This is a genomic window from Anaerobacillus alkalidiazotrophicus (genome assembly GCF_001866055.1).
Window position 1 is genome coordinate 50,423 of record NZ_MLQS01000018.1, and the last position, 19,139, is coordinate 69,561.

A 19,139-nucleotide genomic window follows, 5' to 3' on the forward strand; every position below is an offset into this window, starting at 1 on the left:
TTATTCTAAGAATTAGTAAACCTTATCTCCGTTAAAGATAGAATTTTTAACAATGACATAATCTACATGGCGGATTGCCTCTAACTTGTTTCCACCTGCATAAGATATAGAGGATTGAAGATCCTGTTCCATCTCAATTAAGGTATCTTGTAGAAAACCTTTATGTTCGACATACATTCTTTTTCCTTCAACATTTTTTCTTTCACCTTTTTGAAATTCTGAAGCTGAACCAAAATATTCTTTGCAAAGAATTCCATCTTTCTCAATGGTTTGTCCAGGTGATTCTTCGTGACCGGCAAATAATGAACCAATCATGACCATTGATGCTCCAAATCTAATCGATTTTGCTATGTCCCCATGTGTACGAATACCACCATCCGCTATTATTGGCTTTCTTGCTGCCTTTGCACACCAACGTAGTGCAGCTAATTGCCAACCGCCAGTTCCGAATCCGGTTTTAATTTTTGTAATACATACCTTGCCTGGTCCAATTCCGACTTTTGTCGCATCAGCTCCAACATGTTCTAATTCCCTTACCGCTTCAGGTGTTCCAACATTTCCTGCAATAACAAAACAATTAGGTAAATTTTTTTTTATATGTTGGATCATCTCAATTACAGCATTTGAATGTCCATGTGCTATATCAATCGTAATGTAATCTGGTGAAAGTTGTTCTTCTGACAATTGCTTAACGAATTGATACTCAACATCTTTTACACCAACACTAATTGACGCAATTAACCCTCGAGATTTCATGTCCTTAATAAAAGATATTCGCTTCTCAGGTTCAAAGCGGTGCATAATATAAAAGTAACCATTTTCAGCTAAGTAAATGGCTATTTTTTCATCGATAATTGTTTGCATATTTGCCGGCACAACAGGTAACTTAAATGTATGACCACCAAAGTTTACGGTTGTATCACACTCAGAGCGACTTCTTACCACACTTTTTGCAGGGATCAACTGGATATCTTCATAATCAAACACGTTGTCCATCATCTACACCCCTTAATTAGAATATTAACCAACATTAATATTGAGTTAATGGATAGGATAAGGTTCAAAGGTAGGTTAGCCTGTAAGAATAAGTCTTATGCATATTTAACTGTATCGATAAAGCTGAACTTCAATCCGGGTGGCCTTCATTCCCGACTGATTTTTAGTTGACTTATATCAAATCCATAATTTGAAAAAACAAAGTAAATAGTCACAAATAATATTTAAAGGTTTCGGTAACGTTGTTATTAAGAAACCGTCGTTTTCTTGATAGATAATCTCACAAACAAAGTGTGGAGATTGTCGGAAAAAGCTTATAATACATTTATCTGACTTTAAAAGATTGTAACTACAAACTTAAAACTTATAGTGATAAGGGAATTTTAGTAAAACATTGCTTAAAGGTTAGATATTGTAATTTGTTCAATCATAAGAACCAATGATTAATAGGTTACAACTTATTTTTAAATAGGGGGTATCTAAAATGACAAAAAAACGTCATATTACAGTTGCAAAAGGTGATGGAATAGGACCTGAAATAATGGATGCAACACTAAAAATATTAGAGTTTTCTGGGGCTGAAATTGAACCTGAGTTTATCGATATCGGGGAAAAAGTATATTTATCTGGTGAAACATCCGGGATCAGTGAAGAAGCATGGGAATCTCTTCGCCGCACAAAAGTTTTCTTAAAAGCGCCAATTACTACGCCGCAGGGTGGTGGGTTTAAAAGTTTAAACGTTACAATTCGTAAAACGCTAGGTCTTTATGCAAATATTCGACCAAATATTTCATATGATCCGTTTGTAAAAACGAAGCATCCGAATGTAGATCTTGTCATTGTTAGGGAAAATGAAGAAGACTTGTACGCAGGAATTGAACATCAGCAAACACCTGAAGTAGTACAATGTTTGAAATTAATCACTCGTCCTGGTAGTGAGAAAATTATACGATATGCGTTTGAATATGCGGTAAAGAATAATCGAAAAAAAGTAACTTGTTTCTCAAAAGATAATATCATGAAATTAACGGATGGTCTTTTCCATAAAGTATTTAATGAAATTTCAAAAGAATATCCTCAAATTGAAACTGAGCACTGGATCATTGATATTGGAATCGCAAAAATCGCGGATACTCCACAGGACTTTGATGTAATTGTAATGCCAAATCTCTATGGAGATATTGCTTCTGATGTGGCTGCGCAAATTACAGGAAGTGTAGGTTTAGCAGGCTCCGCTAATATCGGTGATCATGTAGCCATGTTTGAAGCTATTCACGGAAGTGCACCTGACATTGCAGGAAAAGGAATTGCGAACCCTTCTGGATTAATTCATGGAGCTATTATGATGCTAGTACACATTGGTCAACCAGAGGTAGCGACGAAAATTCATAATGCATGGTTAAAAACTCTTGAAGACGGAATTTTCACCGGAGATATTGCTAAGGGCAGTGCTTCAGTAGGAACCATGGAGTTTGCTGAAGCAATCATTCAACGACTTGGCCAACAACCTTCTGCATTTAATCCTGTTACATATAAAGAAATTAAAGAAGGTGAAGAGGTTAAATTAGAGTTCGCTCCTCAAGCAAAAGACCGTGTGAAAACTGATGTTGTTCAAGAATTAGATGGCGTCGATGTTTTTGTTTTGAACAACACATTAACATCTAATGAATTAGGAGAAGCACTTGAAAAAGTTGCAGGGCCTGAATTTGAGTTAGTTGTCATTACAAATCGTGGTGTGAAAGTCTATCCAAATGGATTTCCAGAAACCTTTACAACTGATCATTGGAGATGTCGTTTCCAATTAACATCAAATGCCCCAAAAAACAATAAAGATATTATAAACTTATTACAACGTGTTAACGAAGCGGGGATCAACTGTATAAAAACAGAAAATCTCTATAAGTTTAATGGTGAACGTGGTTATTCATTAGGGCAAGGGCAATAAAGCTGAACTTCAATCAGTGGGGGTTTACCTTCATCCCCCACTGATTGTTAGTTCAACTTATACCACAGGCATAAGAATAACTAATCATCAGCTATCACTGATGAAAGTTATTCTATATCGGACCTTTAGGGGCAGTTTATCCCCCACCTAAACTTCTCGATTTCCTTAAGTTTTGAGCTGGGGGTCTTACTTGCCCCTTAAGAGTGGGATAAATAATTTTCACAACAAGAAAAGCGCAAGCGCCCTTGCTCATCGACGTAATAAGCTGGACTGAGTCGAGTGAGATATAGGAGAGTCGAAAGATGTTAGACTTTCGTTCTCGACTTATCGTAGACGAGACGAAGGAAGCTTTCTAGTCGATAGGGCGCTGAAGCTAGACAGTTTCCAAGTTAGAAATTTATAAATTCTGATTATGCAAGAAAGACCTATTCGCAAATGCGAGTAGGTCTTTGTGATACAAAATTTAACTATCATTATATGCCAAGAGGACTACTTCTTCAAATGATCGTTAGAAAATTACGTGGTGAGAGTATTCATATTGGCCATTCGATCAACACAACGTCATTATAGTAAGTACTGCCATCTGTGAAATCAACAATAATATTTTTACTGAAATAAGTAAACTTTTCTCTAGTACATGAATAGGGAAGTAACTTTTTTTCGTTTCTCCCGTCTATAATTAAAATAAGAATTTAATTTGAATTTCTGTTGTAGAATGTATGGAAAGACTAATTGTTATTTTATGCTAACTAAAAGCGAGGTGAAAAAATGGTTTCTCTTTTATTTCCTATTGGTTTTTTGTGTGTGGTGTTATTTATTATTTTTGTTATTTTTGCAGGTAAGCACGGCGAATCTGACCAAGAGAGGGTGAATGAATTGATAAAAAATCTTTATGTTTATTTAGTTTGTTTTGCAACGTTGATGATGTCTATTGGTGGTGGAGTGGGTTTATTTATGGCGGCTTCTGATATTATTGTTCCTAATGATTATTATATGAGTTATGAAGAATATAAAATGAACCAAAATTATAAGTTCACACCAGACCATGAAAGAGTTGTAGAAGAGTATAGTGAAGAAGAAATGAGAGCTATGTACAATAATTACAGAGAGGCAGAAATTGAACGTTCAAAAAATCGAGCAAAGAATAGTTTGATTAAGTCTTTTGGTTGGATCATCATTCCTCTTCCTATCTTTATTCTTTTTTCGAGGAGACTACGTAAGCAACAAGCATAAATTCGTTTAAAAAACTAAAAAAGTCTTCCTGTTTTAAAAAAGGTATAATTCCCCAAAAATTAGGGGATTATACCTTTTTTGTTAAGTAGTTGGATTTTTGATGCAAGAACAACAAACTCTTAAGTTAAGTTCTATTGTGGAAGTCAATGAACTAGTATTGTAAAAAAGGCAAGGTTTTTGAAAGTTAATCAAACTGATTTGAACTTAAGGGTCATAGACCCCCACCTCTAAGCGTAGCGTAGGTGGGAACTTCCATTCAGGTGGAGTTGAGACTCCATCTGAATTTCCGATGTTCTAGCGAAGCTAGAACGAGTTCTCTCAGTTAGTTGATATATCCATTGATGTAGAAATATTGTTGAGCCCTCAAATACGATATGTCAATTAAACTATTTAAATATATCAACTGAAGTAAAGGACTATAATACTTCCAGTTCCTTATCCTATAATATTTCCCTAGAAAATTTTTTTATATCTTGATTGGATATACTTAAAATGTAAAGAAAAGAAAAATGAGGTGAATTTAATGGAATATTTACTTTCATTTACAAAGGCTCTAGGGATGTTTGTTGTTGGTTTGACAGCTTTTCGAATTATGGGAAGCCAAGCTGTAGGTAGATTAACTGACTTTGATCTCGTAGTTGCTATTGCTATAGGTGCATTAATAGCAAAACCCTTATCTGATCCTGAATTAAATCCTTTAATCTCAGTAGTTGCTATTTCAGCATTAGTTATTGCTCAACTTGTATTGAGTGTTTTATCAATGAAGAGTAGTTTGTTTGAAAAAATCGTTCAAGGGAGCCCGATAAAATTAATTGAAAATGGGACAATAATTTTGAGTGGGTTACGTAAGGCTAGGATCAGTAAGAATGAATTAATGGAAGAATTACGAATAGCAGGTTATTCATCAGCATCAGAAGTTAAAAAGGCATATTTAGAGCCGAGTGGAAAGTTTAGTGTTTTTGAAAAAGATGTTATGAAATAACTGTGTTTGAAAGAAAAAATAATAATACAAAATTTACGTCAGTTGACATAGTTTCACATCACTAAATTAATGTAATTTAAAGCATATTCTAATAAAAGAATATTTTCTCAGCTCACTCACTCCGAGGAATTTGATGCATAGAATAAAGCATCAAACATAGGAGTGATGCAGTATGGGAAAAAAGAAAAAAGTTGCTCCATTATCAGCAAATCAAAAATATGAATATACAATGAAGGTGGTAACATCTAAATCTTGTATCACGTGTAAACGTCAATGTGCAAGAGGATTGGCTTATATAGAGAAAATGAATAAGCCTGGTGCGGTAGGTAAAGGAGTTCCGTGTATATTAACAAAAGGAAAAGCATATCAATAGCCCATAAATTTGGGCTATTTATTATATTTACATATAACTAGTTACTGCACGACGCAGATGAAATTCGTTCACAGATTACGAGTAAACAATCAATTTATCTTTAAACAGTAAGATCCCTAATAGTATGATATTTTACTGTTTCTTCAAATTACAATAATAGAAATGTTGCTAATACACAAGAAAAGCGCAAGCGCCTTGGTCACGAGCAGCTGCTCCTGTGCCACTCCGTTTGCTCGTCGCAAAGCAGCTTCGAAGTAATCCAAGTAGTAGCTTCACTGGGTCGGCCTTTGACAGAAGCCGCTCTTTGGCTTCTTACGTGCTTCTGCGTCTTCAAGTACTGCTTCGTAGTAAGCTTCCTCGAAGCAGTGTTTTGTGCGACGAGTAATCGCAGGAGCAAAGCTGCATGAAGCTAATCAACGAAGGATGACAGTTTCCAAGTTAGAAATTTATAAATTCTTATTATGAAAAAACAGAAAGTAAACGCTTTAAACTCCGACCCCCCATGCATGAATTGTCCACCTTCTGAATAGCTATAAAAAAAGAGGTTTAAGTGACAAGTTGCAAAATATTTGCACTTTCTACTTTCGTCTTTTTAACTCTTTTAACTAGGGGGGAAATTTAGTGGTTGAAGCGATTTTAAAAATTTTTATAAGTGAACAGCAGGCTCAATCTATTTTATCAAATTCATTGATTGAATTTATTTTTATGGTCTTATTTGTAGGGTTTGCATTTGCTGTTGTCAGTCATTTTATTTTGTATAGCAGATTAAGAAGAGTACGTGATTTCATTAGTTCAACAAATTCATTAGACATTGATCCTTTGAATAAATTTCAAGGAGAATTTGAACAAAAGAAAAAAAGTGAAAAAGTAAAAGTAGAAACTTTTGTTCAAAAGAAGTTTTCAAGTTGGCGAATGTTAAATGTACCGGTTGTTAGTCTCATTAAAATCATCCAGATGACTGTATCTGTTTTTATTTTAGTTGGTGTATTAGGGACATTTATTGGTCTTGCAATGTCACTAGGTAGTATCGATTCAACAGGAGATCAGTTAGTAGAAAACGTGGCACTTGTACTATCTGGAATAGATGTAGCATTTTATACGAGTATTGCAGGTATGGGACTATCGTTAATCATGACAATTCTCACAAAAATAGTAAACACCGAATATATGTTAACGGACATAATGTTAAAAACAGAGTCTTATTTAGAAGAACAAGAACAAGATGAGATGGGTCGGCTTATCAAAGTTTCAGAAACGATTAATACCTCAATTGTTGAGCTTCGACAAACAAATGAAGAAGCATTAGGTAACATTGTAGAATCTTTCAAAGGTTTTCAAGAGTATACAGTTGGTTTGCAGCAATCAGCACGTGATTTAGCGAAATTTAATGATGGTTTAACGGAAAATTTGAGAGACTTCAATGTGCTTTTTCACAGTGTAAAAAAAGTAACTGAAGGTTTTGATAGTGGTGTCACTAAGCTAAATAAGAATTTTGATCAATTATTCTCTTATTTTTACAAGATGGATCAAAGAAACGAAAAAATGACGGCTGCTTTTACTGAAACATATAAAAAAGTTTCAGACCTTACAAACTCTCAAACAGAAACGTTGAATGAATTTCAAACTTCTGTTAGTGATTTGAAAGACTTCTTCTCAACTATTTCTGAAAGGCAAGAAGCCATGTATGGTGCATTTGAGAGAATGAATGTGCAGAGCGATAATCTAGTAAAATTAATGAAAGAAAACAATCGGCAATTTAAAGGAATTTTTGGAGATGATCTAAGTTCAAAACTATTAGGAATTACTACTTATTTAAAAGAACTTAGAAAAGATTTTGATCGGCTAGGCACCTCGATTGTCAGACTGCCTGAAGCATTAGATATGATAAATAGAGCTCAGGAAGAATATAAAAGTCTATTATCAGGACGTTTTGATGAATTGAAGCAATTTAATCAAGACTTCAGTAATCATCTGAAAGTTCATACCGTTGATTCTCAAACTTTTGAAAAAAATTTGAATGATGCGTCACGCTCATATGAGCAGATAGGTATAAAAAATCAACAGTTACTAAATGAAATTAATCGTACAATTACACAGATAACTGATTCATTCAATCATCGAGAAAATCAAATTGAGGCAAGTGTTGGTGTTCTTAAAGATACCCTTTCTAGATATGTCGCTAATTTAGAGGGAACTCTTGGCGATAAGCTGGATAAAGTAAGTAGAAATATTGGCGACTATGTGGTTGATATGAATGACGCCGTTAAAAAAGAGTTTAAACAATTAGGGGAAATAACAACAGAAAATCAACAAAGAAATAGTCGCTATACTCAGCAAACGATCAATGATTTAAATCAAGAAATACAAAACTTAAATCGTAATCTTCATGCCTTTGCTCAAGAAGCAGTGAGACAAAGTCAACGAATAAGGGTTGGAAGCAATGAATAATAAATATAGAAAGTTATTTAAAGGTGAGCAGGAGGAAGGTCATTTCTGGCCGTCATTCACAGATTTGTTAACGGTGATCTTACTTTGTTTTATCTTAATCTTTATCATTATGATGGTCATAAAATCATTTCAAATAGAGGAGATGAAACGAACCATCGATCAAATAATGGGTGTTAGAGTAGATCTAATTAACGATTTAAATGAAGAATTTAATGATTCTAGTCTCGGAATTGAGATCGACGAAAAAACAGGTGCGATGATCTTTAGTACGGATATTTTGTTTGAATTTGATGCAGCTGTGTTAAAGCCAGAGGGGTATGTATTTTTAGATGAGTTTGTCCCGACCTATGTAGATGTACTGTTAGAACGAGGTTATGAAGACTATATTTCAGAAATAATTATCGAAGGTCACGCCGATCAAATTGGTGACTATTTGTACAATTTAGAACTATCCCAGCAAAGGGCTTTTAGTGTGGCCGAATATATTTTAAGTAGCGATTTCCCATATCAAAATATCCAGAACCATTTAAAAGAAAAATTAACGGTAAACGGAAGGTCTTATACTGATGGACGAACAGATGGAGCCGGAAACTATAGTCACCAAGCCTCTAGACGAGTGGAGTTTAAATTCCGTTTAAAAGACCAAGAAATTTTAGAAAAAACACGCGAGTTGCTCGGTGGAAAGTAGTGTATATTATACCTTTGCGACACAGTTTAATCTTTAAAAAAAGACACAGTTTTTCAGTAGAATGTGAAACTGTGTCTTTTTCTCATTATCAGAATTTATAAATTTCTAACTTGGAAACTGTCTAGCGCTAGCAGCCTACCAGCTCGGTCACTTCAGTCAAGTTTCTGACTTCAATGGCTTCTTGAATTCCTTCTCTGAAGATGCTTCATGCTGCTTTGCTCCTGCGGTTACTCGTCGCACGGAAAACAATTGCTCTTGAGCAAACGGAGTGGCACAGGAGCAGCTGCTCGTGACCAAGGCGCCTTGCGTTTTTCTTGTTTGAGAATGCAAAATAATGTAACTTTACATTGGGGAAATTTAGTATAAGTAATTGAACCATTGTTTGTATAACATAAATTGACACCTGATATCAATTCGGAAACATTAAAAATACTCAAAATTAAACAAGAAAATATAGTTGAGAATGTGTTTGAATTTTTATTTGAAGTGATATTCGATAATGGAGAGAAGATAAAAATACGTAATTAGAGTGGATTTTTATTAAGCGGACCCTAGTTCCGTTATTCCTGTCAAAATAAGAGATTTAAGATCTACGCGGACTCACTTTCCGTTATTTAGTACTAAAACTAGTGATTTCTTGTGATTTAAGTTAAATAAGGGATTCTCTGTCCGAAAGGTATAATAAATTGGGTGAATTACTAGAAATAGCGGATTCTCTGTCCTCTACATAATTGATTTTACTTAAATTTTTAGAACATAAGTCCGAGCACGCTCCTTGCCGCTTGCTATACATAATATTTGTAATTTAACTAGTTTGTGTAGGATACGTCGAGCGTGCCGATCACTTATCCTTAAATGATTAGCAACCTCGAGTGGAGTAATTGGACGTAGCAACCGTCTTGCAAATCTCACAACCTCTGATTCAAGCCAAGATAAATTTAAAGGGATATCATTAGAGAGGAATTTGCCTATAAATGCAAGTATAAGCTGTTGACATTGTTTTGGCTCTTCTTTAATAGATAAAAAAGCTATAGGTAAAATTGTCCATCCCTCTAATGCCAATAAAGAATGGCGCCAACATAAATCCTTAAATCGTGTTACATCCAGGTCTCTAGCATGAGGTCCGTATCCTTGAATTTCTATGCACCCTTTTGCACCTAAAGGCATATATGCAAGATCTAAGTATCGGTAACGATTATTGAAATCACGCACCTCCCATTCAGGGTATAAATGATCAAAATTCCCAACAGTTGGGAACCAGATTGATCGTAAAAATTCCAACGTACCAAAGCCAAGCCCATTTTCAAGTAGCTCACGTCTTCTATGATTTTGTTCTTCGGCAAGATTAGTTTGTAGCCACTCTTCGTACTTTTGATCAAATTTCGACACTAAACAACTTCCTTTCTAAAATACATTTTATTAATAAAGTCAGTTACATGTATGTCATAATTGAGTACACCCTCCACTAAGATATTATATTTTGTTACATCTAGCTAGATATTGATTTGTGATCTCATTTTTAACTTCACTCAGTTAGAAAAACTTCGTAAATAAAAACTATCAGTTTTAAAACTTGGTGAAATATGTAAACAACTAACATGATCCTAGCCTGACTTTATTAAAAAAAGTATAAGATGACTTATGAAAATTCGCAATAACTATAAATAGAATAATTTGAGTACATACTAAAACACTTTTAATACAAGAGTACACAATATATTAATCAAGAAGTGTTGTTACTTTATAAACTCAAGATCACTTGCTTATACCAGAATAACAAAGAATAATAATAGGTGAAGAAAGAAAGTCCTACTATTATTTTAACTTTAGAACAACATTTCAAATTTTCTTATAAAAAATCTATATATATTGAAATGACATTCTAATTTATTGAGAAAGTATTTTATTTATGAGTTTGATTGTATATGATAATAGTAGATTTGTTTTAAACGACGAAATAAGGAGATGAGCTATTAACATTACTACTTTGGATTGAAAGAAGGGAATACGTTGTATAGTTTATTAGAAGTTGTTGCAAAGATTTTACCAATTATCTTGTTACTAGTGTTAGGGAACGTACTACAAAAAATTCAGTTTTTCAAAGACAGTACAATTAATGATTTTAAAAAATTAGTTGTAAATTTCACCCTACCAGCTTTGCTTTTTTTAGCCTTTTTAGACACGGAATTTGAAAGTAGTTATATTATTATCGTAGTAGTAATGTTTATTGCATGTGTATTAATGCTTATTGTAGGGATCTTCTACAAAAAACTATTAAAATCTGATAATAGGTACGTATCAACTGTTTTTACTAGTTTTGAAAATGGGATGATTGGGTATCCGTTATTTGTTACTGTTTATGGATCGGCCAGTTTGTACAAGATTGCCGTTATTGACATCGGACACATTTTATTTGTCTTTTTAATTCTTGTTAATTACCTACAAAAATTAAATGGGAAGACTTCATCCTTTAAAGAGCTTTTGTTATCATTTTTCAAATCACCAATCATTATGGCGGTACTGCTTGGTATTCTATTTTCTACTACAGGTTCTGCACAATTAATGATGAATTTTCAATTTTCATATTCAATCATAGAATTATTAACTATCGTTGGAAGCTTAACTGTCCCATTAATATGTATTGTTATTGGATATGAGCTGAAACTAGATTTTAAAAATATAAGTAAACCATTTGGCTTAGTTTTAATAAGAATGTCTACCTTATTGGTTTTAGCATTTTTACTAAATACATTTATTATTGACGGTCTATTACAACTTGATAAAGAATTTCAAATTGCCTTATATTTAACGTTTTTACTCCCACCAGCTTTTGCTATTCCGATCTTTATGGACGATAAGTCAGGTAAGAACAAGCAACTTATTTTAAATATGATTTCGATTAATATTTTGTTAACAATTGTTGCCTTTTTAATCTTAGTAACGGTTATTTAATAATTTTATTTCAAATGCAAAAGTAGCTTTGAATAATCCTGGATAAAATGACTCGAGCGCATAAAGTACATTTATGACACTCGAGTCATTTTTTGTTTAAAGATAAGAAATTATAAATTTCGGCTCTTGGAAACTGTCTAGCTTCAACGCTTTTCTTGAGTATGGACACTAGTGTCACATTTGTTATAAAGAAAAATTATTTAGAGTTAGAAGGATGTATCGTTTCAGCTCTTATGAGGTCGTGCACTTTATATAGAATAACTAACAATTAGGGGACGAAGGAAAATCCCCACTGATTTAAATTTTAACCTTTATAATGGATTAATAATAATTTTGTTTAAGTATGGAAAAATTAAATTTATGATATCAGAGGGATGTTGATTCGTTTTTTTTATTTATATATATTAAATAAGAAGCAAAGCTTAAAGTAAGTTATTGATAAATCTACATACTAGATTATAATGGAATTAAATAAAAGTATGTCAAAATCGGTCGAAAGAAGGGTTAAACTGATCATGACATTGAATTTTTTTAGCTTTTGAAGGATAAAAATTTTTCATTCTTACAGTGTGTTTTTTCTTTGTAATACAAAAATAAAAAATTCTAAATTCTAAATTTTCATTACTTTTAGAAATGGTTTTAAACATAAAAGTGTCTGAAATGATGGATTATTCTAATTATTTTTGTTAATATAGGAAGAACTAGCAATATAGGTACTACCTTTTTGGAAAGGGACGCTTTTTGTCCGGGTGGGACAGTGATGTCTACCAGTCGTAGTTGATATCGTTTATGTAGGTTAAAGGAAAATGGTTTGTCGATAGAAAGCTACCTTTGTTACCGTAGGCTTTTCTAATTTAACATGAAAGAAAGAAACGATTTTATAATAGGGGATGATTAAATGATCAATGTTACAGTAGATAACAGTTCTCTTTTGAGGAACGATGTGAGGAAACTTGGGAATATCTTAGGTGAAATTCTCGTCCATGAAGGTGGAATTTCATTATTAGAAAAAGTTGAAGCAATAAGGAAGAAGGCAAAAAGCTTAAGAGAAAATTATAATGAAGAATTATACTTAAGTTTTAAAGAAGAGATTAGTAGTCTTAAGCCACCTGTACGCCAACAAGTTATTCGTGCTTTTTCAATTTATTTTCATCTAGTAAATATTGCCGAACAAAATCATAGGATCCGTCGTCACCGCCAATATCATTTACATGAAAAAGGCTGTGTACAACCAATTTCGATTGAAAGTGCGGTATCTTCTTTAAAAGAAAATCATTTTTCTGAAGATGTTATTCAAAAAGTTTTAAATGATTTATCAATTGAACTTATTATCACGGCTCATCCAACAGAGGCAACAAAGCGTACGGTACTTGAAACACAAAAACGCATATCAAAGTTACTTCAGCAATTCGACAATCCGATGTTACTAAAGAAACAAAGAAAAGATTTGGATGAGAGTTTATTTAATGAAGTTACTGCTTTATGGCAAACTGATGAATTACGTTATCGCAAGCCAACGGTACTTGATGAAGTTAAAAATGGTCTTTATTATTTTGACGATACATTATTTGATGTACTACCAGATATCCATGAAGAGTTAGAAAATCAGCTACAAAGTTATTATCCGTCGCATTCGTGGAAAGTGCCAAACTTTCTATTCTTCGGTTCTTGGATTGGAGGAGATCGTGATGGAAATCCTAACGTTACGCCAGAAATTACGTGGGAAACATTAAAACTTCAACGGAAATTAGTGTTAAAAAAATATAAAGAAGCAGCCACTGAGTTAATGAAACGTTTTAGTCAAGCAAGTTCTCGAGTATCAATAAGTGAAGAGTTAATTCAGTCTGTGAAACAAGATGAGCAATTATATCTAGAGCCTGGAGAAGCTTGGCCAATTAAGAACGAGATTTATCGACGTAAGTTTGCTGTAATTCTTAAACGTTTACGAAACGTTGGAAACACAAAAATTGGTTATCGTTCAGCAGAAGAATTATTGAAAGATCTTGTAATGATTAAAGAAAGTGCTGAAAAACATCAGCCTGCAAATAATAAACTAAAAAAGATTCGAAAACTAATTCGTCAAGTTGAGTTATTCGGCTTCCATCTAGCTACACTTGATATTAGAAACCATAGTGGGGAACATGAAACAGCCGTAACTGAAATTTTAAAAGTTGTTAACATAACTGATGATTATTCTGCCCTATCTGAGAATGAGAAGGTTGCAGTTCTTGAGAAAGTATTAGGTGAACCAAGACCACTATTATTAGTGGAAGAAGATTATTCTGAAGAAACACAAGAAGTATTAAACGTATTCCAAATGATTAAAAAAGCTCATTCTGAATTTGGAAGTCGCTCGATAGAAGTATACTTAGTTAGTATGACTCAATCAGCAAGTGACCTACTTGAAGTACTTGTTCTAGCAAAAGAGGCTGGTATCTATCGTTTACATGCAGATGGGACAGTTGAAAGTCATTTACATGTAGCGCCATTACTTGAAACAGTTGATGACTTAATTGCAGGTCCTGGTATTATGAAAACATTATTCGAAATGGATGTTTATCGTAATCACATTACTGAAAGAGGAAATCACCAAGAAATCATGCTTGGTTATTCAGATGGAAGTAAAGACGGCGGAACATTAACAGCAAATTGGAAGCTTTTCAAAGCTCAGAAAGAAATCCATGATATGGCTAAAGAATTTAATATTAAATTGAAATTCTTCCATGGACGTGGAGGTTCATTAGGACGTGGAGGCGGACCTCTTAACCGTAGTATTTTATCGCAACCTGCTGAAACGCTAGGGGACGGAGTGAAAATAACTGAGCAAGGTGAAGTTCTATCTTCACGTTATTTATTAGAAGATATTGCTTATCGAAATCTAGAACAGGCAGCCTCAGCATTATTAGAAGCTTCTGCAAATGCTTCGAAAAATTTATTACAAGGCTATGTACGTGAAAAGTCTTGGGAAGATGCGATGGAAGAAGCTTCAAAATATGCATTAACAAAATATCAATCGCTTGTCTTTGGAGACCCAGATTTCTTAACGTACTTTAAACAAGCGACACCTTTAAGAGAGTTAGGAGCCTTAAATATTGGCTCTAGGCCGATGAGTCGTAAGGGAAGCGAACGCTTTGAAGATTTACGCGCGATTCCATGGGTGTTTGCTTGGACACAGTCTAGACAAATGATCCCTGCTTGGTATGCAGCTGGTACAGGTTTGCAATCTTTCGCAATGCAGAATGATCAGAATTTAAAGCTGCTTCAGGACATGTATAAGAAATGGCCATTCTTCCAATCAACAATTAATAATCTTCAAATGGCATTAATGAAAGCTGATCTACAGACGGCAAAAGAATATATTAATTTAGTTGAGGATAAAGAAATCGCAGAAAGAATTTTCAATGATATTTCAGATGAATACAAAAGAACAAGGGAAATTCTTTTACTAATTACAGGTAATCAAGAACTTCTTGACCATACACCAACTATCCAAGAATCTGTTCGCAGACGTAATCCTTACGTAGATCCATTGAGCTTCTTACAAGTTCATTTGATCAAAAACATGCGTGAGACAGACGACAACTATGAAGAGCTTCTAACAGAAGTACTACTTTCTATTAGTGGTGTTGCTGCTGGGTTAGTGAATACAGGTTGATAATTTCCATTAAGGTTAGATACGAAAATAACAGGACTCATCAAGAGTTCTGTTATTTTTTTGCCTCAAAAAGGAGCATTAACATTTTAAATCTACCACTATGTACGAGCTTATCTAATCGATGAATAAATTATATCATTTTATGAATGAGGTTAAATTTTCTTTGTTAAAAAAACTAACTTGAAATATCTGAATATTAATAATTTAATCTATAATACAAAATAAGTTAAATAATTGTAATGAGAACGAACCTCTTGCATATCCATATACAGTGTTAGTGGACATGGCTTATGATGAAAAGTTTTTAACTAAATAACATTAGTCTTCTAGTATATAACTAACTTTTTGTTAAGAACCTATAAACATTTAGAAAGGGCTGATTACCTTTGATTATTGAATTTAAAGAACCTCACTCTGAAAAAGAAATAGTAAATAAATTTATCGAACTAATACGACTTAATAAACATGTGAAACTAAATAAATCTAATCCACTTTTAACCTATAATGTTCGTGAATTTATTAAAACATCAAATATTCACCCCAAAAAACTTACAAAAGCTTTTGAAAGTAAATCCATTATGGATAAACTAAAGGAAGAATTCCCAATTGAAGTCATAGAACACCCTCAATTCATAGATTTCCATTGGGTTGATAATCAAGTAGGTTTCTATAATAAGTAGACTTCATTCACATGATTGAAGTAATTATGAGTGAATTTGACATATTTGATTTTTATTCGCATGAAATACATCATCTGTAGATATAACATTTAGGCGGGATAGTTTTAATGATCAAATTCATTAAGCATATTATGTATTTAAACTATTAAATCTTGGCGTTTTCCTGAAACATTGGAGAGCGCTATTTTTATGTTTCTACTTTAATGAATTTTCCCCCATTCATTAACTAGACCACTAAGATACTATAAGCTACATTTAATGAACTTGAGGATGGATTAAAAATGAGTTCAGGATTATTAGCGGCAATCTTCACAAATCCAGAATTACTAGAAAACTTCCAAGAACAGTATGCAACCTAGCAGAAAAAAATAGAAATGGATCAAATAGATTCAGTACGCCCTACTATAGCGCGCCTAGCTGTCGATGGATTATGGTTTGCAGAAATATTTGGATTGGCTCCATTAGAAAAAGGGCTTAGGGAACGTGTAATGAGTGAACTTCGAACGTGGACTAAGGAGTGAGGAAGTTGATATATTTTGTATTAATAACTGCAATTATCATTAGCAGTATTGGAGATATAGCTATAAAAAGATCTGATGGTTTCAGGCATATAGGAATAGCTATGATAGGAGTGCTTTTCTATATATTTACATTTTACTTGATGACAAAAATCGTTCAAGTATTATCGGTAGGCGTAACTTATGCTACATAGAGTGGTCTTGGGGTTATTCTGACAAGTTTAGCTGGAGTGGTTTTATTCAGAGAGAAACTTAATTGGAAGTCTGTTACATCAATGTTCGTAATTATTATAGGAGTGGTTTTACTAAATATTTAAATATTCAAAGAGCTTGACGATGAAAAATAAAAGAGGTGCTATTTATTTACTACTTGCAATATTCTTTGAGGTTTTCGCAACTACTAACATGAAACTTTCAGAAGGATTTTCTATTATTGAGTACAATCTAGCTGTAGTAATAGGTGTGTTGTGTTCCATTTACTTTTTTGCACTTTCTTTAGAAGAACTGCCACTTACCATTGCTTATGCCATTTGGGTCGGATTAGGAACAGTGCTTATTACTATTATCGGAATCGTTTTATTTAAAGAGGTCGTAGGAGGACTTCGTACACTAGGATTAGTAATGGTAATTATTGGAGTCATATCATTAAATTATTATTTTAAAGATACAAAAGAGAAACAAAAAATGAAAGAAAAGTCAGCTTAATTTTTAAAACTTGGATAAAAAGTGAAATAGCTTTATAGCAAAGCCTATCAAACTAATATGGAGGAAAAACATGCCTAATCATACGAATAAAATAATATCTGTAAATGTTGGAATGCCAAAAAGTATAACTTTTCAAGAGAAAATTTTATTTACTGGGATAAATAAACAAGAAGTAAATAAGCCTGTCTTTTTATATAAAGAAAAGTTCGAAGGTGACGGTCAAGCAGACCTTGATAATCATGGTGGAGAAGATAAAGCGGTTTGTGTCTATTCTTATCAGCATTATCCATATTGGCAAAAAAGGTTGCAACAACCACTTTCATACGGTGCATTTGGAGAAAATCTAACTATAGAAGGCCTCACAGAAGAGGTAGTGTGTATTGGAGACATTTATGAATTAGGAGAGGCAATTGTTCAAGTAACACAACCGCGTCAACCATGTTATAAATTGGCAAAAATTTACGATCAAGATAAACTTCCTATATGGTTTCAAAATTCAGGATATACGGGTTATTATTTTAGAGTTTTACAAGAAGGGATCGTAACAAAAGTTAAACCTATCAAACTACTAGAAAGACCTACAAAAAACGTGACAGTATCATTTGCAAACAATATCATGTATCACGATAAAATCAATATTGAGGGTATTAAGAAAATTTTAGAAGTAGATGAGTTGTCTACAAGTTGGAGAAATGTATTTTTGAAACGTATGGGAGTCTAGTATAATCATAATTAAAATCTGGAATAGAGATTCGTAACGTTTATTTTCAAAACAAATCAATAGGTTTGCTAAAGAGGACAAGTTTAATTTGATTGAAATTTTGTAGCGTTTATCACATTTTATTCTAGGAGTTTACGTTATAATACTAACTAATTTAAATTGTGAAAAAACAAAATATTCTGATCGAATGAAATAGGGAGATGAACAAGAATGCCAAAAAACAATTTACCTCTTGTCTATTCATGTTCTGGTTGTTCCTCGGCTGCACAAACTGCTAACATGATTGCAATAAAAATGGATCGAGAAGAAATTGCCGAAATGTCCTGTATTGCTGGAGTAGGTGGGGATGTAAAACCACTTGTTAAAACGGCCAAATCAGGTAGAAATATTATAGCTATTGATGGTTGCCCTTTAGCTTGTTGCAAAAATTGCCTAGATAGACATGAAGTTAAACCAAAGCATCATTTTGTACTATCTGATTTTGAAGTACAAAAAATAATGGGCGAAGATCCAAATCCAGATCAGTATGCAAGTTGTTATAATAAAATTTTAGAGTTAATCAAATGATTTGTTCTTAAAGGTCATAGCCCCCACCTCTAAGCGTAGCGTAGGTGGGAACTTCCATTCAGGTGGAGATGAGACTCCATCTGAATTTTCGATGTTCTAGCGAAGCTAGAACGAGTTCTCCGTAAATGCTTAAACAAAATAGTCCAACTATAATGTATAGAGTAACTGTTTTTGAATGGCTAGAGAACTAAGAAGATTATGATAAAATTGCATAAAGTTTAAGAGTCTAAGATATTATCTTCTGGGGTGTAGTAAAAAAAGCGCCATCGACACAACTTTAAACGTAATAAGTTGGTTCGTGTAAAGTGAGATAAAGGGAAGCTTAAAAACACCAGGTTATCGATATGGAAGCAAGGAAGGCTTTCTAGACGATAGGCACTTGCGCTAGGAATCATTATAAGTTCAAAATTGATAAACTCTAATTTCCAAATGGGGCTGGGACAAAACCACCTCTTAGATGAAAAAAGCCGGTGAAATTTTACGACGAGTAAAATTTCACCGGCTTTGATTATTTTTAATAAAAATAAGGACCACTTCTGATAAAATAAAGTTACCATACCAAATTTCAACAGAAAGAAGGGTCCTTATGTTTAAAGATTATAACATGAACCAATTAGTTTTGCCTTTAGATTTAGAAGTAAAATTACAAAAAAATGATATTGCCTTCCATGTCCAC

At 33.3% G+C, this 19,139-nt stretch carries 15 protein-coding genes and 1 pseudogene; 14 read left to right on the forward strand and 2 right to left on the reverse strand.

The genetic code is table 11. The features are described from left to right. Positions 1 to 12: 12 nt before the first annotated feature. Complete coding sequence (guaC, locus tag BKP45_RS13475) at positions 13 to 996, reverse strand: GMP reductase (protein WP_071390217.1); 984 nt, start codon at positions 994 to 996, stop codon at positions 13 to 15. Between the two features lie 484 nt (positions 997 to 1,480). Here guaC and BKP45_RS13480 point away from each other — a divergent pair, with 484 nt between their 5' ends. The 6 genes from BKP45_RS13480 to BKP45_RS13505 all read left to right on the forward strand — a co-directional run bounded on the left by BKP45_RS13480 (position 1,481) and on the right by BKP45_RS13505 (position 8,665). Next, positions 1,481 to 2,941 carry an NADP-dependent isocitrate dehydrogenase gene (locus tag BKP45_RS13480; RefSeq protein ID WP_071390218.1) on the forward strand — a complete coding sequence of 487 codons (1,461 nt, stop codon included), beginning with the start codon at positions 1,481 to 1,483 and terminating at the stop codon, positions 2,939 to 2,941. A gap of 768 nt (positions 2,942 to 3,709) precedes the next feature. After that, entirely contained in the window at positions 3,710 to 4,174 is a 465-nt protein-coding gene (locus BKP45_RS13485) for a hypothetical protein (RefSeq protein ID WP_071390219.1), read from the forward strand. A 523-nt stretch (positions 4,175 to 4,697) separates the two neighbouring features. Continuing rightward, a complete protein-coding gene (locus BKP45_RS13490; RefSeq protein ID WP_071390220.1) occupies positions 4,698 to 5,156 on the forward strand; it encodes a DUF421 domain-containing protein in 459 nt (152 codons plus the stop codon). A gap of 172 nt (positions 5,157 to 5,328) precedes the next feature. After that, positions 5,329 to 5,529, forward strand: a complete 201-nt coding sequence (locus BKP45_RS13495) for a hypothetical protein (protein WP_071390221.1) — start codon at positions 5,329 to 5,331, stop codon at positions 5,527 to 5,529. 621 nt (positions 5,530 to 6,150) lie between these two features. Then, a complete protein-coding gene (locus tag BKP45_RS13500) occupies positions 6,151 to 7,977 on the forward strand; it encodes a MotA/TolQ/ExbB proton channel family protein (protein WP_071390222.1) in 1,827 nt (608 codons plus the stop codon). Next, positions 7,970 to 8,665, forward strand: coding sequence for an OmpA family protein (locus BKP45_RS13505; protein WP_071390223.1), 696 nt, complete (start codon positions 7,970 to 7,972; stop codon positions 8,663 to 8,665). The genes BKP45_RS13500 and BKP45_RS13505 overlap by 8 nt, the downstream gene beginning before the upstream one ends. Before the next feature lie 741 nt (positions 8,666 to 9,406). On the opposite strand, the gene BKP45_RS13510 is transcribed toward BKP45_RS13505, so the two are convergent. Continuing rightward, positions 9,407 to 10,054 (reverse strand): transcriptional regulator, encoded by a 648-nt coding sequence (locus tag BKP45_RS13510; RefSeq protein WP_071390224.1) that lies wholly within the window; start codon positions 10,052 to 10,054, stop codon positions 9,407 to 9,409. Positions 10,055 to 10,675: 621 nt separating this feature from the next. Between BKP45_RS13510 and BKP45_RS13515 the strand changes: the two genes are divergently transcribed. From BKP45_RS13515 to BKP45_RS13545, 8 genes and pseudogenes are all read left to right on the forward strand, one after another. Beyond that, the gene (locus BKP45_RS13515) at positions 10,676 to 11,617 is read left to right on the forward strand and encodes an AEC family transporter (protein WP_169824116.1); all 942 of its coding nucleotides are present in this window, start codon (positions 10,676 to 10,678) and stop codon (positions 11,615 to 11,617) included. An 898-nt stretch (positions 11,618 to 12,515) separates the two neighbouring features. Next, entirely contained in the window at positions 12,516 to 15,272 is a 2,757-nt protein-coding gene (gene ppc, locus BKP45_RS13520) for a phosphoenolpyruvate carboxylase (RefSeq protein ID WP_071390226.1), read from the forward strand. A gap of 386 nt (positions 15,273 to 15,658) precedes the next feature. Continuing rightward, entirely contained in the window at positions 15,659 to 15,952 is a 294-nt protein-coding gene (locus BKP45_RS13525) for a hypothetical protein (protein WP_071390227.1), read from the forward strand. 368 nt (positions 15,953 to 16,320) lie between these two features. Beyond that, positions 16,321 to 16,473, forward strand: a complete 153-nt coding sequence (locus BKP45_RS22590; protein ID WP_407639602.1) for a hypothetical protein — start codon at positions 16,321 to 16,323, stop codon at positions 16,471 to 16,473. Beyond that, positions 16,470 to 16,787: pseudogene (locus BKP45_RS23460) on the forward strand (DMT family transporter). Before BKP45_RS22590 ends, BKP45_RS23460 begins: the two are co-directional and overlap by 4 nt. Before the next feature lie 19 nt (positions 16,788 to 16,806). After that, the gene (locus tag BKP45_RS13535; RefSeq protein WP_071390228.1) at positions 16,807 to 17,175 is read left to right on the forward strand and encodes a DMT family transporter; all 369 of its coding nucleotides are present in this window, start codon (positions 16,807 to 16,809) and stop codon (positions 17,173 to 17,175) included. A 70-nt stretch (positions 17,176 to 17,245) separates the two neighbouring features. Beyond that, positions 17,246 to 17,896, forward strand: coding sequence for an MOSC domain-containing protein (locus BKP45_RS13540; protein WP_071390229.1), 651 nt, complete (start codon positions 17,246 to 17,248; stop codon positions 17,894 to 17,896). A gap of 210 nt (positions 17,897 to 18,106) precedes the next feature. Further along, the gene (locus BKP45_RS13545; protein ID WP_071390230.1) at positions 18,107 to 18,463 is read left to right on the forward strand and encodes a putative zinc-binding protein; all 357 of its coding nucleotides are present in this window, start codon (positions 18,107 to 18,109) and stop codon (positions 18,461 to 18,463) included. Positions 18,464 to 19,139: the final 676 nt, after the last annotated feature.

Excerpts from the sequence above, each read along its gene's own strand:
- BKP45_RS13480 (WP_071390218.1), top strand. The coding sequence starts at position 1,481 with ATGACAAAAAAACGTCATATTACAGTTGCAAAAGGTGATGGAATAGGA.
- BKP45_RS13505 (WP_071390223.1), top strand. The coding sequence starts at position 7,970 with ATGAATAATAAATATAGAAAGTTATTTAAAGGTGAGCAGGAGGAAGGT.
- guaC (WP_071390217.1), bottom strand. The coding sequence starts at position 996 with ATGGACAACGTGTTTGATTATGAAGATATCCAGTTGATCCCTGCAAAA.
- BKP45_RS13540 (WP_071390229.1), top strand. The coding sequence starts at position 17,246 with ATGCCTAATCATACGAATAAAATAATATCTGTAAATGTTGGAATGCCA.
- BKP45_RS13545 (WP_071390230.1), top strand. The coding sequence starts at position 18,107 with ATGCCAAAAAACAATTTACCTCTTGTCTATTCATGTTCTGGTTGTTCC.
- ppc (WP_071390226.1), top strand. The coding sequence starts at position 12,516 with ATGATCAATGTTACAGTAGATAACAGTTCTCTTTTGAGGAACGATGTG.
- BKP45_RS13535 (WP_071390228.1), top strand. The coding sequence starts at position 16,807 with ATGAAAAATAAAAGAGGTGCTATTTATTTACTACTTGCAATATTCTTT.
- BKP45_RS13495 (WP_071390221.1), top strand. The coding sequence starts at position 5,329 with ATGGGAAAAAAGAAAAAAGTTGCTCCATTATCAGCAAATCAAAAATAT.
- BKP45_RS13490 (WP_071390220.1), top strand. The coding sequence starts at position 4,698 with ATGGAATATTTACTTTCATTTACAAAGGCTCTAGGGATGTTTGTTGTT.
- BKP45_RS13485 (WP_071390219.1), top strand. The coding sequence starts at position 3,710 with ATGGTTTCTCTTTTATTTCCTATTGGTTTTTTGTGTGTGGTGTTATTT.